The following is an 18,685-nucleotide window of genomic DNA, read 5'->3' as shown; positions in this document are numbered from 1 at the left end:
CTTTTTCTTAGTCCCTAGCTAGTACCCATTCCCTATTTTTACTTAACCTCGGCTGTTGCGGCTTGACGTGCTGCTTGCATGGCTTGAACAAATTGCTCAAACAAGTAATCGGCATCGTGTGGGCCAGGACTGGCTTCTGGGTGATACTGTACAGAGAATACAGGTAGAGATTTGTGACGTACCCCGGCAATGGTGCGATCGTTTAAGTTCAGATGGCTGATTTCCACAACTGCCGTAGGTAAAGAATCTGGGTCAATAGCAAAACTATGGTTTTGGCTGGTAATTTCTACCCGTTGTTGTAAACCCGCAGGCTGATTTAAACCACGATGACCAAATTTTAGTTTATAGGTTTCTGCCCCTAACGCATGACCTAAAATTTGATGCCCCATACAAATACCAAAGATGGGTTTTTGACTTAACAAAAGCGCTTTGGCAGTTGCAATCCCTCCAGTGACGGCAGCCGGGTCGCCCGGCCCATTAGAAAGAAACACACCATCTGGATTGTAATTGAGGATTTCTTCTGGTGGCGTATCAGCAGGCACAACAATTACCCGACAACCGTAACTTACTAAGCGACGCAAAATGTTGCGTTTTACGCCAAAGTCAAGGGCAACAACGGTAAAGGCTTCTCCAAGATTTTCCGCAGCCTCACAGTTGAATTCCCAAGCTGGAATTGTGGGATCTGACCATTCATAAGCCGTTGATGTGGTGACTTCTCGAACCAGATTCAATCCCGCCATGTTGGGAGCTGCCTGTACCTGTTCTAGCAATTCCGCCTCATCAAGAATGGTTGTGGAAATGCCGCCGTTCATGGCTCCAAACATCCGAATTTTGCGGGTGAGGGCGCGGGTATCGATGCCGTAGATCCCTGGTATTTGATTTTGTTTGAGGTAGTCTGGTAAGGATTGTGTCGATCGCCAGTTACTTGGTCTTTGACAAATATTTCGGGCGATCGCACCCCGCACTTGGGGACCATCTGATTCTTCATCTTCAAGATTGATACCAGTATTGCCTAATTCAGGATAGGTAAAAATGACAATTTGACCGCAGTAACTAGGGTCAGTCAGAACTTCTTGATATCCGGTCATGCCAGTGTTAAACACCACTTCTCCGATCGCGGTTCCCGTCGCACCGAAAGACCAACCGCGATAAGTAGTTCCATCTGCCAAGACAAGTAAAGCAGGTATTGCGTCAGTCAGGGGCATAGTAAATTGGGGAATTGGGAATTGGAAATTGGGAATTGGGAATTGGGAATTGGGGATTGGGCTGGTACTAAACTCTTCCCCATTGGCTATTCCCCATTTCCCATTACCTATTCTTCAATACTGCGATTGTTAATTATCCCATGAGTTGAGCAATTAGGAGTTTTTTGGATAGTTAATTAAAATTAAAGTGGGAATTTAAAGTGGCGGGAGTGGATTTGACAAAGCTTGGGTGGTTAAAATTAATTATGCTTCAGTCTTTTTTATCCCGTGCAACCCTAATTTTAGTATCAAGCGCTCTTGCGGTTTTGTGTGTTGCCTGTAGTGAAGACAAACGGAACACTGTGACTGGTGGCAATGAGCAACCCGCGCCAATTGGGGATTTGGCATCAGTAGAACCTGCCGTTGAATCACCAACACCAGCAGTTACCCCAGAAGTACAGCCGCTAGAGCCGTCTGAAAGCGAACCAAGCCTTTTTGAACAGGGGCTAGACAAAGCGGTTGGTGCTTGGAGTATCAGCCGTTCTGCTCAATCTCCAGGTGATTGGATTTTGGTGGCGAATCAGTACCAGGATGCGATCGCGCTGATGCAAAGAGTCCGGCGACAAAGCCCAGAATTTGCGATCGCTCAAACCAAAATTACTGAATATCGCCGCCAAATTAAATACGCCCAACAACAAGCTACTCCTCGCCCTGTCCGCCTTGCCGAACCGAAGAGGATAGTGGTTGTGGTTCCCCAAACAACAATTACACCAAAGTATACCTCGCCTCCACAAGAAACAAAGCCGTTACCAATAGAGCCAGGTTTGCCCTCATCAGCAGTAGTAATTCCAGATCAGCAGGTATTTACAGCGCCGATTAAAAGGCGGATTGGTGGAACACCAATTGTCGAAGTCACTTTCAATGGCCAGCGACAATTTGAGATGATTGTGGATACGGGAGCCAGTGGCACTGTCATCACCCAACAGATGGCCAATGCTTTGGGAGTCGTGACAGTAGGGAAAGCTAAGGCAAATACCGCTAGTTCTAGGGCTGTAGAATTCCCTGTGGGCTATGTTAATTCGATGGCACTTGGTGGGGTAATAGTGAATAAAGTACCAGTAGCGATCGCAGGTGCGGAACTAGAAACTGGACTTTTAGGCCATGACTTTTTTGGCAACTACGATGTCACCATCAAGCGTAATGTCGTAGAATTTCGCCCGCAATCGCGATCGCAAATCAATTCCCCAGAAACTCAACTAACTGCTCCAACTTCGTCCAAGCTGCCCCGCTTTGTAGGATATCCTTAGCGATTTTAATCCCTTGGGCGTGATCCAGCAGTGCGATCGAACCTGCTACTTGCAACGCCAACGACGCATTTAACGCAACAGCATCTTGTTGCGCCTGAGTTCCTTTACCTTGCAATACCGCCTTGAGAATCATCGCATTTTCTTGGACATCCCCACCCCGAAGCATACCTATGGGAGCAGGCGTTAGATCCAAATCTAGGGGATTAATGGTAGTTACCTGCACTTCTCCATCTGATAAAACTGCCAAGTCTGTTTCATCTCCTAACCCCGCTTCATCAAGTTTTTCTCGCCCGTGCAAAACAATCGCTTTTTCCTTGCCCAAATTGTTTAATGCTTGAGCAACAGTCGCCAAAAGTTTGGGAGTAAATAACCCCACCACCTGCCCATTGGGACGCAAAGGATTTACTAATGGCCCCAGCAAATTAAACACCGTTCGTACCCTGAGAGTCCGCCGCAATTGTGCAACTGCTTTCAGTGCTGGATGCCAACCAGGTGCAAATAAGAAAGTGATCCCCACCTCTTGTAGTGCGGCTTGCACCTTGTCACTGGATGCGCTCAAGTTTACACCCAAGGCTTCCAAAACATCTGCGCTCCCCGTGAGACTTGAAGCTGAACGATTGCCGTGTTTAGCAACGGGTACACCAGATGCTGCGGCTACAAATGCAACGGCTGTAGAAATATTAAAGGTTGATGAACCATCTCCACCAGTTCCACAGGTATCTATTACAGTGCTAAGTGCTGATTTCTGAGTGTTGAGTGGAGAAGATTGAGATTGTAAGACTTCAGCCATACCAGTCAATTCATCGGCAGAAATGCCTCTAAAATTCAGCGCTGTTAAAATAGCGCCTGATAACTCTGGGGGAACCGCTTCACTGAGCCAACCTTGCATCAATTCAGCAGCTTGAGTACGAGACAAGGATTGGCCATCTATTAATTGTTGCAGTAACATATACCAGCTAACAGACGATTCTTGAGCAGGGATTGGAAAAGTTGTCATAGCTAAGGTTTGTAGTTTGGTAGGTGTAGCTAAGTTGAAGGGTATGGGAGCTATACTACCGGAAAATTGGTTGCTATTAAAGTTAGGTTGAAATATCAAGGCTCAACTGCAAATCTGGATTAACAAGTTTCTGATTTTTTGCTTTTTTATCCAAATAAAGTTTAACTTCGTAGTTAGTAATGAATAATTCTTTTCCTTTGGCTGCACCACTCTGTTTATAGTTATTCATGCCATACTGTAATTCCCACTCTGAGATATTAGCCCATTGAAAATTTTCTAGAATTTGCGTTGAGTTGTCATAGGTAATTAGCCAGCGATGATGACATTGTTGCAAAAGTTCAGCAAATCTCTGATCCTCAAAAGATGTGTGCAAGTCACCATCTTTACCATATAGCTTTGATTTTTTAGCGCTAAAATATGGTGGATCTAAAAATAAAAATACATCTTCCCCTTCTGGCTTTAATAGGTGGCTGTAATCCAAATTAGTAATTTGGACATTTTCTGATAAAATATTTTCTAACTTTTCTAGCCGTTCTATTGAAGAATCAGTAAATCTTTTATAGAAAGCTTGTTCAGAAAAACCACCTGATTCTACAGTTCCTGAAAAAGTAATTCTATTGAGTACGAAAAAGCGAACTGCTCTTTCTAAATCAGATAAATTATTGACATCTACACTAGTTAAATCTCTAAAGAGTAATTTGCCATCTGTATATTTGATTTTACTATGTCGAATTTCTTTAACTAACTGAGCTATATCAGATTGGGCAATTTTCCAAAACAAGAAGAGTTCGCGGTTTAAATCGTTAATCCAAATCTTGATATGAGGAAACTTTTGTCTTAAATAAATGAATACAGAACCACCACCTACAAAAGGCTCTCGAAATTCCGAAAAGCTTTCTGGCAAGTATTCAACTATTTGATTTATTGCTTTCGACTTACCACCAGGATAACGGAGAGGGCTTTTAATCATAACCAAGATTATAATGTTTAAAAATTACTGGATACTTCTATTTTAAGTTTATGATTGTTTTGAGCTTCTAAAGCCAATTTTTTGATAATTGCTTTTTGATTTGTATTAAAAATTTTAATATTAACTTCTAAAAAGTATTCTAGGTCTTCTAGAGATGCATCTGGAAAAACAATAGAACCAACAACGTTGTTGCCCGTAAGCTTTAGTTTGGTAACAAATAATACTGGCTCATCGTTCAATATTAAAGAATCTAAATTAGAAAATAAAATTAGCTTGAATAAACCATCTTGAATATCAGGGAGTTTTGGCAAGGATGCTTTTGAAGTATTTTTTGATTCTTGTATAATATACGTGTTGTTCTCGAATATTATCTCATCAGGAGTCAAATAGTAAATGCCGCCAAGATAGTTTTCAATACTAAAAGTTGCTTTTAATCCATCCACTAAATATTCTAGTTTATGAGAAGTCAGCGCTTCTCTCTTACTAGCACTCTGAGAACCTTTTAGAGAAATATTCTTAAATTCCTCAAACTCTTCTCTGATTTTATGTAAGTATTTATCTAATCCTTCTCGTGAGTGAATTATTACTCCAGTTTGATGAAAAATAGAATTATAAGAATCTAGAGCTTTTTCAAAAGTTTGTGTAAATCTTTCTTCAAATAGATTCTTGTTCCAATGTAGTGCGCTTTGTCGATATGCTAATATCTCACTGATTTGAAATTTAACAAAATCATTAGCAAATTTCTGATTACTCAATTTATTCTTATTAGCTTGCCCTTTTTTAGTACTTTTTTTTGCTGTTTCGTAATAAGCAAGTACTATATAGATGTTAAGCAAATTCATCCAAGAAATGGTAGAGTATTGAATTTTATCTATATCTCCATCTTTGCCCTCATCTTTAATCACCGGGATAATAGTTATAACTTTTGAGGAATTATATGTATTATAAATTCTGGCAAATGGATAACTTCTGGTTCTCTTAGGTGATACCCATTTTGAATAAGCAATTTCAGTTGTAGGTGACTTGATTAATCCATAACCCCTTTCTTTATTGACATCAAATACATCTAAATTAATCCTACTTAAATTATCATCCAAGTAAGTTTTATAGGTCACTCCTTTTATAAATCCTGTAAAATGGAGAACTTCAGCCATATATTCAAATTTTTATTAATATTTTTCTTTGCCATAGTTCAGTTCAGTATTGGCTATTAAAGCATAGAAATAACCAAGCAAGAGTTAATTTCTTCCTGAATGGTTACAATTTTCTGAAGTAAGCTACCAAGGCTCATTTTATGCCCCGTTCTGCACCTTATCAACCTTTGTTGTTGCGAATTCTTCACGGCGCGAGTGGAATTTTAGTTATTGCAGCAATTATTACTGGATTTTTGGTTTACAACACTTACGATCGCCGATTTGGTAAAATACCATTTCCTCAAATTGGGGATATTCAGGGTATTCACGGCACTTTTGCATTATGTTTCTTGCTTATTCTGCCAGCTTTTGCCCTCTATAGCTTTCATTCTGGACAAAAACGCCTAGTTCAATCTGATTCTTTGCAGCAACTAACCCAGGTTGGCAAGCCAATTTGGTGGGTTAGCTTGCAACGTCTAGCAAATACTCTTATGCTCATCGCCGCTATTTTGGCTGTGAACTCTGGCAGGATGATGAAGGAAGAATGGCTTCCAGCAGGGCAGCTACATCATATTTGGTACTCCCTTCACCTTAGTGGCTGGGTTGTGATGGTTTGCTGTGTGGCGATTCATGTTTTGATGTCTACCAAGGTCGGTGGTGCGCCGTTGTTACTTTCAATGTTTTCATGGAAGTTTCGCCCAGAAGATAGCCCTGATAAATGGTCTAGTCGTTTCCGTGGTTGGTTGACTAGCTTACAGGCTAACTTTGGTGCGGTAATGAATAATTTTATGCAAAACAATTTTTACCTCAGAATTATTGAGGTTATTGTGCTGGGTGGAATTCTGACAGCGTTTGTCTTACCTATATTTTTTCCCGGTAGTGAGTCATAGGTAATTGGCTGTTGAGGCGTAGCTTGCCACCGTAGGCGATCGCAAATCTACTAACACAAAATTACGCACCCGTAATATATATTACTGAATTTTATATCGAGTTTATGTTGCATTCTCTTAAAAATCTGTTACATTACTTTACAGGCAGTTATACCTGTTACAACATAAAAGCTCGGAGTATTATTTATGGCAGACGTTAAAAAGACTACGCCTTCAGTTTCACAAGATCCCAATGCTTTGCGCTGGGGCTTCACTCCTCAGAGCGAAAACTGGAACGGTCGTTTTGCAATGATTGGTTTTTTATCTGCTGTTGCACTTGAAGTCTTTTCTGGTCAAGGGATTTTACACTTCTGGGGCATTCTATAGATTTAAAGGTTTTTATAGCTTCATTAGATAATCTGGAAAGGCAGTGATTCATAAAATCGTCTGCCTTTCTTTTATAAGGAAATTCTCTTAGCGTGATGAGCGAAATATTACACGGCCTGGGGATTCTTCCTGATTAATTCGCGCATATACTCGCAGACAAGTTAAGACTTCGCCAGGAATACCACCACAGTCTAGTTGTAAATCATCTTTGGATGAAGCACAAATATCTGCATAAAGCCCTGATAATTGGCGAATTCGCACTTCATTACCTGCATTAATTGCCTCATCAACAACTTTCTTCAGGATGCGCCGTGATTCATGTTGTAGCTTCCCCCACCAAGAATAGCGTTCAGCCGGTGGTACGAATACTAAGGAATGTATTGCTTCATCCATGTCAATCCAAGCACGAAGAATTGACAGGGGATCAGTGTTTTTCTCAGCTTTTTGGGTGCGTTGGAAGCGATCGCTTAAAGCATCAATATATTGATCGCGCTGTTCTGCTTTGGAGTGTAAGGAAATGACATCGAAGCTAAAAACGCTCTTTAAAGCATGATGTAAATCTGGGTCTATTTCGATAAAATTCATATATAAAAATAGGAATGCTGCTGGTAAATCGGATACATTACCTTGGGGAATTTTAGAAGTTGAAAGTGCCTGTTGATACAAGGTCAATCCCTGAGCTTGAACAGTACCACTAAGTCCGGGGTAGATAATTTCGTCGCGAATAAAGGGAAGCTGAAAGAGATTAGAATTATCTGCGATCGCACCAACTTCTTGAGCTAAATCCAAAGTGCGCGATCGCCAAGTTGCAGCTAAATCTTCTGGTACTCGCAGCAGCTTGCGTTGAATCTCATTCCATAAATCAGAATCCGTTGTGCTTTGCAGTTGGGAATTACCCAGATAATAATTAAGTTCTGAGTCAGAATCAAAAACTTCCCGCAGGTGACTTAGTTTTAAATCATCTGGCGCATCTTCCCAACCAGTATTTTGCTGTGGGGGTACAGGTTCCAACAGGTTATGAAGTTCTTGCAGCACCTCATCGCATATTTTAGATCCTGGATCTAGTGGTAATTCTGTGCGAGCCTGATTTAAAGTCGCCTCTAGTCCATACAAACTAAACCGCAGTAACTGGGCTAACTGTGAGTTTTCTATCTCTAATAATTGACGCAAGTGCTGCATGAATCTCACCTCCAAATATTTTTATAGCGAATTAAACTTGGCAAACCTCTGCGTACCTTTGCGTTTACTCCGCGCCCCTCTGCGTTTAAAAATCTTAATTTTTTCAACGCAGAGGAACGCAAAGGTTTAATGCAAGAGTTAATGTATACCGCAAAATGGATCGCGTTCTTTATCAACTTCATTGGGTTGCAATTCTAATTCAGCAATATAAATACATCCCTCTTCTTTTAGGCATTCCTGACTGTTTGATGTCCAGTAAGGTACTTCACCAGCGTGCATCCGTAGGATACCTTGATCGTCTAGAGTTACACGATATTGGCAAGGGTAATCTGTTGTCACATCTGGCTTGCTCAGTGCGCCAATTCGTATCCATTTTTTGCTGTTGGTTTGGGCATCTGTTTGATAAATATAGAAGGTGTGTTGGCCAGTTTGTGGGAAGGGAGGTAAAGGATTACTAATTAACCCAATTCCTGGTTCTGTCACACCATCGCGCAGATAGTGGAATTTTTGGAACAACTTACTACCATCATTTCCTACTTCAAACACAAGATGATAAGCATCTGGTTGATCGACAGTTGCCGACTCAATAACATTGACGGCAATATCACCATCATTTAAATCTTTATTTAAACCTTCAACGGCAATATTCCAGTTTAATTTACCATCAGCAAATAACGGGGACGTTTCTGAAACAACCGATTCCAAATCAATGCCTGGGATATCAATTAAATAATGGGGATTTCCCTGACAAAGCAACACATTAAATTCAAGGGTTTGGTCAATTTCAAACTGGACTTTAATTTTTTTCAGAAACTCGGCTTCTTGCATTCCCAGTTTATTCATGAGGTTTTTGCCGTCAAAGCTACCCCATAGTCGTAAATCTCCATCTTCGTAGTCTTGACGGTAAATAATATTAGTTAATTGGATTCCTTGCCATGCAGTACGAACTTTGGCGACACTTTCCCAAGGTGCGAGTTGATATAGTTCTTGTCCAGCTTTAAATATGGTTAGTAAATCGTTACTTTGGGTTTTACGTTTGAAGTTGCAAGGCAAATAATAAAATAGGTTTTTAACATCAATTTCTAGCTGGTTGGCTCCCTTACGCAGTAAGCTTTTTGACTCTTCTGGATCGAATCTTAATCTTCGTAGTTTTTCGGCATAGCAAGCACCGGCGGAGGTAGCTAATTTGGTAAATTCCAGCACAAAAGTAATTCGTTCTGGATTCCACACAAAATATGGAGATTTACTAAATTCTTGGTATATTTGGCGCTGCACTATATCTAAATTACAAGTTTTTCCAGACAGAATTAACCAATCAACTTTTTGGGAATTCCAAGAATCTTTGGTGAGATCATCAGGACGTAAGCGACTTTCCATCAATCCTTTAGCAATACCAATCGCTTCCTTAATTCCTGAAACGGTGGCTCGTTCAAACTGGTGGTTATCTAGAGTAACGCAGATGCTATTTGGATCTTTGACTTGCAATTTGACGGCGCTTTGAGTGAGCAGTTCGGAAATTTGTTGTTCAGAAAGTGTGAAGGTTAATAGAGAATTATCTGCTGGTGCTTTTTGCCCAAGTTTAAGTTTAGCTGCCTCTGCATGATCCCAAAGGATATAAAAGGATTGCAGGCGTTGGGGTGTTTGTTGCCAACGAGTGGGTAATACTTTCTCGGCAGTATCTAGGGCATCTTTGTAAGCAATATCACCTTCTGGATTCTCTTTATCTAGACATTTTAAAAGACTACCACTTTTGAATTTACCTTGTTCTAAAAATCGTTCGTTTAATTCAGAGCTAATTAAATCTTCTAGCTTTTCGCTTTCAATATCACCTGTTGTTACTGCTGTCAACAAAAAGTCTGCGATCGCAACTTTTAATAATCTAAAAATTCGCAGCGTAATTAACTCACCACCTAACTGTAAATGACCAGATGAACCTAATAATTTGGGGGTGAGTTTATAGTAACGTCCTCCTAAACCTCTATCTTCATAATCAGCAAAAGTAGGGGTTTTATCTTCTAAAGTCAGTTCAATTAAAGCTAAGTCTGTGGTTCCGCCGCCGATATCCAAAACGAGGACATTTTGTGACCATTTATTTCCTACTTGACGGCAACGAGTTTTGAATGATTCGATGCCAATATTCAGATTACCGCCAAATTCTCGCCACAAAAAGAATATTGCCACAGAAACGGCTTCATCATAAGCAGTTTGGACATCATCGATCCCCAATTGCTCAACAAATTCCTTAACTTCCTTGCGAACAACTGGTGGGGCGACGGTGGGGTAGGTAACAACTGCTGTCAAAAAAGTTCCTTCTGAAAATCTACGTTGGGCGCGTTGGCGGTAATCTTCAGTTAACTCGATTAAATGCGCCCAAGCAGATTGAATCAGTTGATTTGCGGTAATTATTTCTTCTTTACCATCCAAAATAACCGAAAACGATCGCTCCTGACCAAAATAGCGCTTGGGTGAATGGTGAAACCTGCTGATAATTTCCTTTAAAGAACTGCTGGTGCCTTGAGCGATCGCTTTTTTGCGATTATCTCTAGCTTCCCTACCCATCCGCAGTTTTAAGTCCCCTAGCTGCGAAATTTCCAATTCGCTGGGAATTTCCGTATCGCGGCGATCGATATCCAGCACAACTGGGATCAAATTTTGCGACTCTAGGGTAGGGACGCGGAATACCTCATGATAAATTTGGTAAAGTTTTTTGCTGACAGCACGGCGAAACCTCTCGCTATTTCCTAAAGAAAGCTCAATTTGGCGAATTGCTTCCAAAAATCGCTCTTTATTGTCACTTTCAAATACTTCACTCAACTTTCTTGGATCTATCTCCAGGTTTTTGCTAATTTCTGTGATGAACTTTGCCCAATCATCATCACTGACATCTGGTAAAGCGACTGAAGCGGGAGAACTCAGCCATTGTGATAAGCGATCGCGCAACCGCATTTCTTGTTCTTTGGGGAGAATTTCTGCGATCGGCACTTCAATGGGATCGAATAGTGTAACTGTAGAGTTCGATGTACCAAAATCTAAAGCAAACCATCCGGGAAATCTTTTTTGTTGTTTCTCGCTTGGTTCTTGTTTGCTATATTTGTTGAGTTGAAAAGGGTTCATTATAGTATCACTTTCTGTTGTTTGTTTTATACCTGGCTAAAAACTGTAATGTTGTATCATAAAATTACAAATTTAGAGAATCTTTGGTCTTGTACCACTAATTCTCTTTAGCACTGGCTTTTTATTTGGCGCGATATCTATGTGGGCTACGCTTTTATATGAAAGGGCGTAGGCGTAGCCCAAAGTAGGCATTGCTATGAAAATTACGGCAGTTACTAAGTTGATGTTGAAGATTCTTGCTCAGTTGCAAGTCTTACTTGTTCGATAGTTAAATTAAGTAATTGGGCAACCTCTTCCATCGACATACCAAGAGCTAAAAACTGAGGTACAAGTTCAAGTTTTACTTGTTCTCTTCCTCGTTGTACTCCTAGTTCTATCCCCTCTTGTTTCGCTTCTTGATAAACTCTAGTTTCTTCTAACTTAACTCCTAACATAGCCTCTACCTCTTCACGACTTAAGTTGGCAAATTTATAAACTGCAATCGTTGTGATTACATCTATTATCTCCTCCTTAGCTAAAACAGTTATCTGTTCTTGTTGCACCCGCTCTATTAAACGTTTCGCATCTTGCACCATTTGAGTATCTGAGGCAATAGTCAACTGCATCAAACTGATACCTACTTTTTGCTCATCAGGGCTACCTAACTCATCTAAATAAATCCGTTGTACTTGGGAACTGTTCAGTAGCGATCTGTGAATAGTAGTGTTTTCCGGTTCCAAGCTGCGAGACTGTAAAATAATTACCCCGTACCAGTCATCGTAAAGCGATGGGTTACGATACATATACAGCATGGATTCTGAAAAAAACCGATGGTACAGTAACTCATCCTTTTGGAATTGCACCTCAGCAAAAAAGATCATCTGAGATGTTGCATCAGGTGGAGGTAAAAATACCCCATCAATCCGAAATGTTGGTTCTTTAACTTCAACTGATTCAAAGCGATAGCTACTAGCGTCGACTGGTGGCTGTTCTACTAACTCGAAAAACAATCCTGGGACACGCTTGAAAATTGCATAAAAAATTGCATCACGTCTCACAAATACATCCTCATAACCGTAGCCGATCGCAATCAGTCACTTTCTGAGTTAGCTTATCTCAAATCATCTAAGTAAGAAACAGCAGCAAGTTCTGAAATAATCTGCAACCAAGTAGGAATCGCTATCTCAGGTGGTAAGTCCCCAGCCGCCAAATATCTCAGCAAAGTTTCTTTTTTTGAAAGGTTTTGCAAACTAGGAATAATTTGATCCAAAATGCCTGCTATTTCTGAATTAATTTGTTGATTAACTTCGCTAACATACTGTACAAGATGGAGACTAGCGCTAGCAGTGATTTCATCTCGCAGCCGCAATACTAAAAGTTGGTGATTGCTCGATCTAGATAAACCTTGGCTTTTTTCTGGTGCCCAGTCAAAGATTTGACCAACGTTGTGTTTCTCGTCTTGACGCGCTAGAGGAAAGATGGTTTCAGGTGCAACTGTTTTATCTTTACTACTAATTTCCGAAATAATTGCTTCTTTCCATTCGTTAGGATCGCATCCTAGTAATAATTTGTAAAAGAGATCGGCATCTTCAAAACCAAATTTTTCTTCAATTTGTTGTTCCATATCTGGATGGAAAAATACCTGCAATTGTTCGCGTTCTAGGGCTACATAATTTGATAATTGGTTCAACAAATCTACCACGGCTTGATGAATGCGATCGCGGGCAAAATCTTCTACTTCTTTAACGGTTTTCTCAAATACTGGATAAAAATCATCGCTTTTAGTTGGAAGGGAAGTATTTACACGGTTTCCCCGATCAAATAATTTCCCGGCTGCACCTTTAGATTCTGCCAGAGCGATCGCTCCATTGTTGGCTTTGTTGAAGAGTAAAGTCCACTGGTTCCAATTGAGGATTCTAAAAGTGAGTTCGTCTTTAACTACATCGCTGACGACAACACCGCGCCGGTCTTTAAGTGGTTCTGTCCCTAAATCTTTTTGAAAATTCCTGTAGATTTTATCTAAGCTTTCGACGACAAAGCGCAACTCGATAAAGGCGGGACTGTCTCCTGTAGGGATTCCTTGCTCGTGAATTTCATCTATGATGTCCTTCAAGTGATCTTGTTGCTGGCTCACAACATCAGCTGCTCTGCGAGTATCTTCATACAGTTGCTTCAAACCATGAGTCGCTACGTGGGTTTGAATCAATTCCCGCAGCTTGCTAAGTCCCCCATCTTGACCAAAGTAACCTAGTTGCTTGCCTAAATTACTGCGGGGAGCGGTGTCTAACAGCCGTTCACTTAATAGCTCCCATTTATCTTGTAGGCGTTTAGAGCGATCTAGGTAATCAGGATAGTCCAAGTTAGCCAAAAAATCTGGTGAGCCTGCTTTGACTGTACTAGAACGTTTTGCTAATTCAGCTAGTCCCAACAGTGGCGACAGTAAAACGATCCGGTCTTTTTGGGTTGTAAAAGCTTCTGCACCATCAATGGTAGTTTGCAGAACTTTGAGTTTTTGGAAAACGGTTTCCTCTTTTAAATGGCTATCTTCAATCAAATGGTCAAGTTCTCTTTCGCCACCTTCACTGTCTAGGGGGAGTTGATCGAAGCGACCTACACCTACAAGAATTAAATCTTTCAGGTCTTGTCCTGGTCGCTGCTGCTGCATCATAGTGAAAATTTTATTGGCGCGATCGCTCCCAGGAGATTTACCATTTAGCAATACCAAAATTGTTTGTACTTCTGCTAGTTCCCGCAGTGACAAAAAGGTATCCCTTGCTCCCGAATTAGCAGCCCCCAATCCTGGAAAGTCGATGAGAATAAATTTTGCTGCACCTGTAAAATCCCAAATTTCCCGTGAGATTTTCACATCGATATCTACGCGACGGATGAGTGGAAAGCTATTCTGCAATAACTTTGTTGGTAGCCTCTGGGGTGGACTTGGTAATCGGATATGCGCTGGCGGTAAATCCTCAAATTTCAGATTTTGGATTGCCATTGGCTGTTCGATCAGTTGTAGCCCTTCGCGGGCGGTGGTAGCATCAATCTGGTAGTGCCCACCACACATCACTTCCCCATAAGCTTGATAAGCCCGCAGGAATAATACCAACTCCCGGAGTAAATAACGTAGCTCCAAATTGTTACTACTATTCCAAGCCTCTTCACACCAGCTAATAATATCTTTGCCAGAGTTGAGTTTCGATACTGGTATCGGAGGAAGTCCTGCTGCTGTCGTGCGTTTATGGGCTTCTCCTAGCATGAAGCGTAGACACTCATGTACCCCTTCGTGAGAAAGATACTCTACAGTGAAATTACTTAATTGGGTAGTTGCAAAGTCGTCTTGCGGGATGATGTGTATTGCGGTAACATTACCTGTAGTAGGGTTTTCACTGACTGGTAAAGCATCTGCATATCCGATTAGACTGCCTAAAAGTAAAGTTTTCCCACTACTGAATTCCCCCATCACCCCAATTTTGACAGGTGAAGTTGCCAGGTCTACAGTTTTCTGGGCCGCTGACCGCAAACGCAGGAGACAGTCATCAAGACTAGCTGGAACCCAATCTTCTTGTTTTGAAGGGTGCTGGGGCACAGAATCTATCTTTCGGAGGATGAATTCGCCGTACTCCTTAAAACGGCCCAGTTTATCTGGTTCCATAAAGTAGTTCCCGCCTAACATGAATTTCTGTGAGCTTTATAACATATAAAATACGATAGCTAGCCATTGTTGCAACGTGTTGATATCACATTTAGCATCTCTCTCATTTAATTTGCGGTTTTGGAATGAAGCATTTTGAACGGTCAAGACAATTTTGAAAAATCGGGTTTTTCAGGGAAAGTTGAAAAGGAATTCAGAAGTCAGAATCCAGAAAACAGAATAAAATAGGTAAATTTTTATACACGAAATAATTAGAAATTGCTTAGTATGGATGTGGACATTAAATCCTTTTAGACCAGTGATTTTAAGAGAATTGCTGAAAAACATTAGGTGAATATAATCCGCTACTACACAAATAAAGTTTACTTACACGGAAGATATAAAAAATCAAAAATTTCAAATCTACGGAGGTCGCTTTTGTCTGTATAGTCTTCAAGACTCTAATTTATGCTGAATTCTTCTTGATAAAAAATCAATATTTATTTGATATGAAATTATGGATTATTATGAATTTCTGATAAAGATGTAATCGCCTCATAGCGACTCATATAGTTTTTGTGAAGCTAAATAGGTTTTGAGCTATGTGATTACATAGCTTAGATGAATTTCAAGGTAATTTTAAAATAAACATAGTTAAATAATTTTCCTGAAAGATGAATATTTGAAATTTCACCAAAAATCATGAAGTTAATCTTAATGATAACTTCAGCATTTTTTTAATTTATTTACAAGAGAAAAGCAATTGTTGGAGATATAAAAATAAATAAAGTATTAAGATAAAATAACAGGCCGCAATCAAGATGATATCCCTTTATTAACAAATTCTATTTTCAGACATATTACCTTAATAATTTAGGCAGAGCAGGCAGGCAAAAGTGTTTTCCAAAAAGGTGCAGAGCTACATTAACCAAATCATGGTTCAAGAGGAAGTAATACAACAGGATGAAAAAGTATTTTGCCAGCAGGCAGACACTTCTCCTCTGATGATTTGGATGGCTGGATGCAATGCACTTTATTGCTACTTAAATTCAAATTGGCTGGAATTTACTGGAACCCATCTAACAAAAGGCGGGACTGCATCTGCTCGAGGAGAAGAGATAAGCCATATCTGGGCTGGTAGCATCCATCCAGAAGATCGACAACGATGTAACAATATATACTTAAAAGCATTTGCAACATATAATTCTTTCCAGAGGCAATATCGCCTGCGTCGGTCTGATGGCAAATATCGCTGGATTTTAGATACAGCTGCGCCACGATTTTCAGCAGATGGAAGCTTTGCGGGTTACATCGGTTATTGTGTGGATGTAACAGAAGTGCGATTAACCCTGAGAGAAAACTACTCGGCATCTACAAATTCATCTCGTCGTCTCCGCAAATTAACTGGACAAAAACAGGCAGCAGAATTAAAAAAAGCACAAAAACAACTACAAGCCGAAACTGCAAAACGCCAAGTAGTTGAATCACAGTTACGCCAAATAACATCAGAATTTACAGCGATTTTGCAAGTGATTCCTGATTTGTACTTTCGTATCAATGCTGATGGAAGTATTCTGGATTACAAACCAGGAAAGATTGAGAACCTGTATATTTCAACAGAAGATTGTCAGGGCAAGAGTTTGCGAGAATGCCTACCGACTGCTATCTGCGATCGCTTTCAGCAAGCAATAACTCAAGTACTAGAAACTCAATCTTCAGTCAGTTTTAAATATACCTTACCGCTCCCACAAGGGAATAATAATTTTGAAGCTAAGTTATTGCCGTTACCAGACCAGCAAATCATAGTTCTTGTCCACGACACCAGCGAAAAAGCACAAACAGCATTAATAGAAAGCGATGCCAAGTTTCGCACCATTATTGAAAATGCCAATAACGTTATTTTTGCCCTGACCCTTGAGGGGATATTTTCTTACGTTTCTCCTAACTGGACTGAAATTCTTGGGCATGAGGTTGCAGAAGTTGAAGGCCAATCCTTTATTCCCTTTGTACATCCTGACGATGTACCTATTTGTGTAGATTATTTCCAAAGAATTGCGACAACAACCCAAAAGCAAGACGCAATTGAATATCGAGTAAAACACAAAAATGGTAGTTGGCGATGGCATACAAGCAACTCATCTGCTATTAGAGATACCAATGCTAATGTTGTAAACTTCGTTGGTATTTGCTATGACACCACCGATCGCAAACAAGCAGAAGTTGCACTCAGAGAATGTGCCCAACGGGAAGCATTACTCAATCGTCTTTCTAACCAGATTCGAGCTTCCTTGGATCTCAATTACATTGTGGAAACCGCAGTGCGGGAGATCCGTGACTTATTCCAGATCGATCGCTGCGCCTTCTTTTGGTATCGGCAAGACGCTGATATTACCCATTGGGAAAAAGTATACGAAGCGAAAAGTTCCTTTTTACCCTGTCTGCTTGACGAGCAAGAAGCAACTAGTGCAGAAATCGAACTCATCGCAGCCAAAACCTTGAATAGAGAAATTATCCGTATTAATGATGTTGAGACTGTAAGCGATTGCACTGCACAACTATTTTTGCAGGATTTTGGTTTCACTGCCTTTATGTCACTACCTGTACACACCAAATCTGGCGAAATAGGCACATTTAGCTGTGGTTCTTGTGGTGGCTTCCGGCCTTGGCTAGACAACGAAGTAGAATTACTACAGGCAGTTACAGTTCAAATAGCGATCGCTATTGACCAAGCTAAACTCTACACCCAAAGTCGCATTGCTGCTCAAACAGCCCAAGATAAAGCCCAGCAACTAGAAGCAGCATTACTAGAACTTCAACACACTCAAGCGCAACTCATTCAAACCGAAAAAATGTCCAGTTTGGGACAATTGGTTGCAGGTATTGCCCACGAAATCAATAATCCCGTCAATTTTATCTACGGCAATATTAGCCACGCCCGTGAATATACCAAAGATTTATTGCACTTGGTAGAACTTTATCAACAGAGTTACTGCCCACCAACACCAGAAATTCACGAACAAATCTACAACATAGATTTAGACTTTCTCAAGCAAGATTTGCCTAAAATTCTGGATTCTATGAACATGGGAGCCGAACGCATTCGGCAGATAGTCCTATCTTTACGCAATTTTTCTCGCCTTGATGAAGACGGCACGAAAGCAGTAAATCTTCATGAAGGTATTGATAGCACCTTACTGCTGTTGCAAAATCGTCTGAAAGCCAAACCAGGATATCCCGAAATTCAAGTAATCCGAGACTATAGCAACCTACCAGCAGTAGTCTGTCACGCTGGACAGATGAATCAGGTATTTATGAATTTGCTGGCAAATGCGATCGATGTTTTAGAAGAGTCATTTGTCACTAGTCATTTGTCATTAGTAAATAACTCTAAACAAAGGACAAACGACCAAGGACAAATGACTTCTCCTCAGATTCGCATTCGTACCCTTATCAAAGAAGACCGTGTAATCATTGGCTTTGCCGACAATGGCCCAGGCATGACTGAAGAAGTACGCAAACGTTTATTTGACCCCTTCTTTACTACAAAACCCGTGGGTAAAGGCACGGGTATGGGATTATCAATTAGCTACCAAATTGTTGTCCAAAAACATGGCGGACAAATCCAGTGTATTTCAGCACCAGGAGAAGGTGCGGAGTTTATCATCATGATTCCACTACATGAGCAACCTTCAACATAAATACAACTTTAATCTTTTCTTAACCAAAAAGTTAACCTATTGGTTGTTAACTAAGATTAATTCACTTTTTGCTGCAACATTTGACCCCCCAAAAACCTAAAATTTACAGGAATTGGGGGGATTATTTGTACTATTATGGGGGGTTAGGGCTAGAAATATTACACTTTAATTACTCTGTAATGGTAGTACTATCTTTGCGTCGGCATAGCCCAACCCAGGTGATAGCACCTTTAAAAA

12 protein-coding genes are annotated in these 18,685 nt (G+C 40.4%); 4 read left to right on the top strand and 8 right to left on the bottom strand.

Annotated elements, in window-relative coordinates; translation table 11 throughout:
• Positions 1 to 38: 38 nt before the first annotated feature.
• Positions 39 to 1,205: a glutamine-hydrolyzing carbamoyl-phosphate synthase small subunit gene (carA, locus tag ACFFRD_RS27050; protein ID WP_392478621.1), complete on the bottom strand. Its 1,167-nt coding sequence runs from the start codon at positions 1,203 to 1,205 to the stop codon at positions 39 to 41.
• Between the two features lie 245 nt (positions 1,206 to 1,450).
• Between carA and ACFFRD_RS27045 the strand changes: the two genes are divergently transcribed.
• Positions 1,451 to 2,491 carry a TIGR02281 family clan AA aspartic protease gene (locus tag ACFFRD_RS27045; protein ID WP_392478619.1) on the top strand — a complete coding sequence of 347 codons (1,041 nt, stop codon included), beginning with the start codon at positions 1,451 to 1,453 and terminating at the stop codon, positions 2,489 to 2,491.
• On the opposite strand, the gene trpD is transcribed toward ACFFRD_RS27045, so the two are convergent.
• The 3 genes from trpD to ACFFRD_RS27030 form a co-directional block, all read right to left on the bottom strand.
• Positions 2,421 to 3,488: an anthranilate phosphoribosyltransferase gene (gene trpD / locus ACFFRD_RS27040; protein ID WP_392478618.1), complete on the bottom strand. Its 1,068-nt coding sequence runs from the start codon at positions 3,486 to 3,488 to the stop codon at positions 2,421 to 2,423. The two genes, ACFFRD_RS27045 and trpD, sit on opposite strands and share 71 nt — an antisense overlap.
• Positions 3,489 to 3,570: 82 nt before the next feature.
• The gene (locus ACFFRD_RS27035) at positions 3,571 to 4,458 is read right to left on the bottom strand and encodes a DNA adenine methylase (protein ID WP_392478617.1); all 888 of its coding nucleotides are present in this window, start codon (positions 4,456 to 4,458) and stop codon (positions 3,571 to 3,573) included.
• Positions 4,459 to 4,475: 17 nt separating this feature from the next.
• Positions 4,476 to 5,612: a hypothetical protein gene (locus tag ACFFRD_RS27030; RefSeq protein WP_392478615.1), complete on the bottom strand. Its 1,137-nt coding sequence runs from the start codon at positions 5,610 to 5,612 to the stop codon at positions 4,476 to 4,478.
• 140 nt (positions 5,613 to 5,752) lie between these two features.
• Here ACFFRD_RS27030 and ACFFRD_RS27025 point away from each other — a divergent pair, with 140 nt between their 5' ends.
• Entirely contained in the window at positions 5,753 to 6,481 is a 729-nt protein-coding gene (locus tag ACFFRD_RS27025; RefSeq protein WP_392478614.1) for a cytochrome b/b6 domain-containing protein, read from the top strand.
• Between the two features lie 186 nt (positions 6,482 to 6,667).
• Positions 6,668 to 6,847, top strand: a complete 180-nt coding sequence (locus ACFFRD_RS27020; protein WP_114083171.1) for a high light inducible protein — start codon at positions 6,668 to 6,670, stop codon at positions 6,845 to 6,847.
• Positions 6,848 to 6,934: 87 nt separating this feature from the next.
• Here the strand turns inward: ACFFRD_RS27020 and ACFFRD_RS27015 are convergent, their stop codons facing one another.
• The 4 genes from ACFFRD_RS27015 to ACFFRD_RS27000 all read right to left on the bottom strand — a co-directional run bounded on the left by ACFFRD_RS27015 (position 6,935) and on the right by ACFFRD_RS27000 (position 14,771).
• Positions 6,935 to 8,026, bottom strand: coding sequence for a hypothetical protein (locus tag ACFFRD_RS27015; protein ID WP_392478613.1), 1,092 nt, complete (start codon positions 8,024 to 8,026; stop codon positions 6,935 to 6,937).
• Between the two features lie 138 nt (positions 8,027 to 8,164).
• Entirely contained in the window at positions 8,165 to 11,140 is a 2,976-nt protein-coding gene (locus tag ACFFRD_RS27010; protein WP_392478612.1) for a molecular chaperone, read from the bottom strand.
• Between the two features lie 215 nt (positions 11,141 to 11,355).
• Positions 11,356 to 12,177: an Rpn family recombination-promoting nuclease/putative transposase gene (locus ACFFRD_RS27005; protein WP_392478611.1), complete on the bottom strand. Its 822-nt coding sequence runs from the start codon at positions 12,175 to 12,177 to the stop codon at positions 11,356 to 11,358.
• A 53-nt stretch (positions 12,178 to 12,230) separates the two neighbouring features.
• Positions 12,231 to 14,771, bottom strand: a complete 2,541-nt coding sequence (locus ACFFRD_RS27000) for a proteasome protein (RefSeq protein WP_392478609.1) — start codon at positions 14,769 to 14,771, stop codon at positions 12,231 to 12,233.
• A 914-nt stretch (positions 14,772 to 15,685) separates the two neighbouring features.
• Here ACFFRD_RS27000 and ACFFRD_RS26995 point away from each other — a divergent pair.
• Positions 15,686 to 18,448 carry a PAS domain S-box protein gene (locus ACFFRD_RS26995; protein ID WP_392483177.1) on the top strand — a complete coding sequence of 921 codons (2,763 nt, stop codon included), beginning with the start codon at positions 15,686 to 15,688 and terminating at the stop codon, positions 18,446 to 18,448.
• Positions 18,449 to 18,685 lie beyond the last annotated feature (237 nt).

Source organism: Nostoc sp. C110 (genome assembly GCF_043099725.1).
Taxonomy (GTDB): domain Bacteria; phylum Cyanobacteriota; class Cyanobacteriia; order Cyanobacteriales; family Nostocaceae; genus Nostoc; species Nostoc muscorum_A.
The sequence above is the reverse complement of the archived record's forward strand: the minus strand, read 5'-3'. Positions and strand labels throughout refer to the sequence as shown.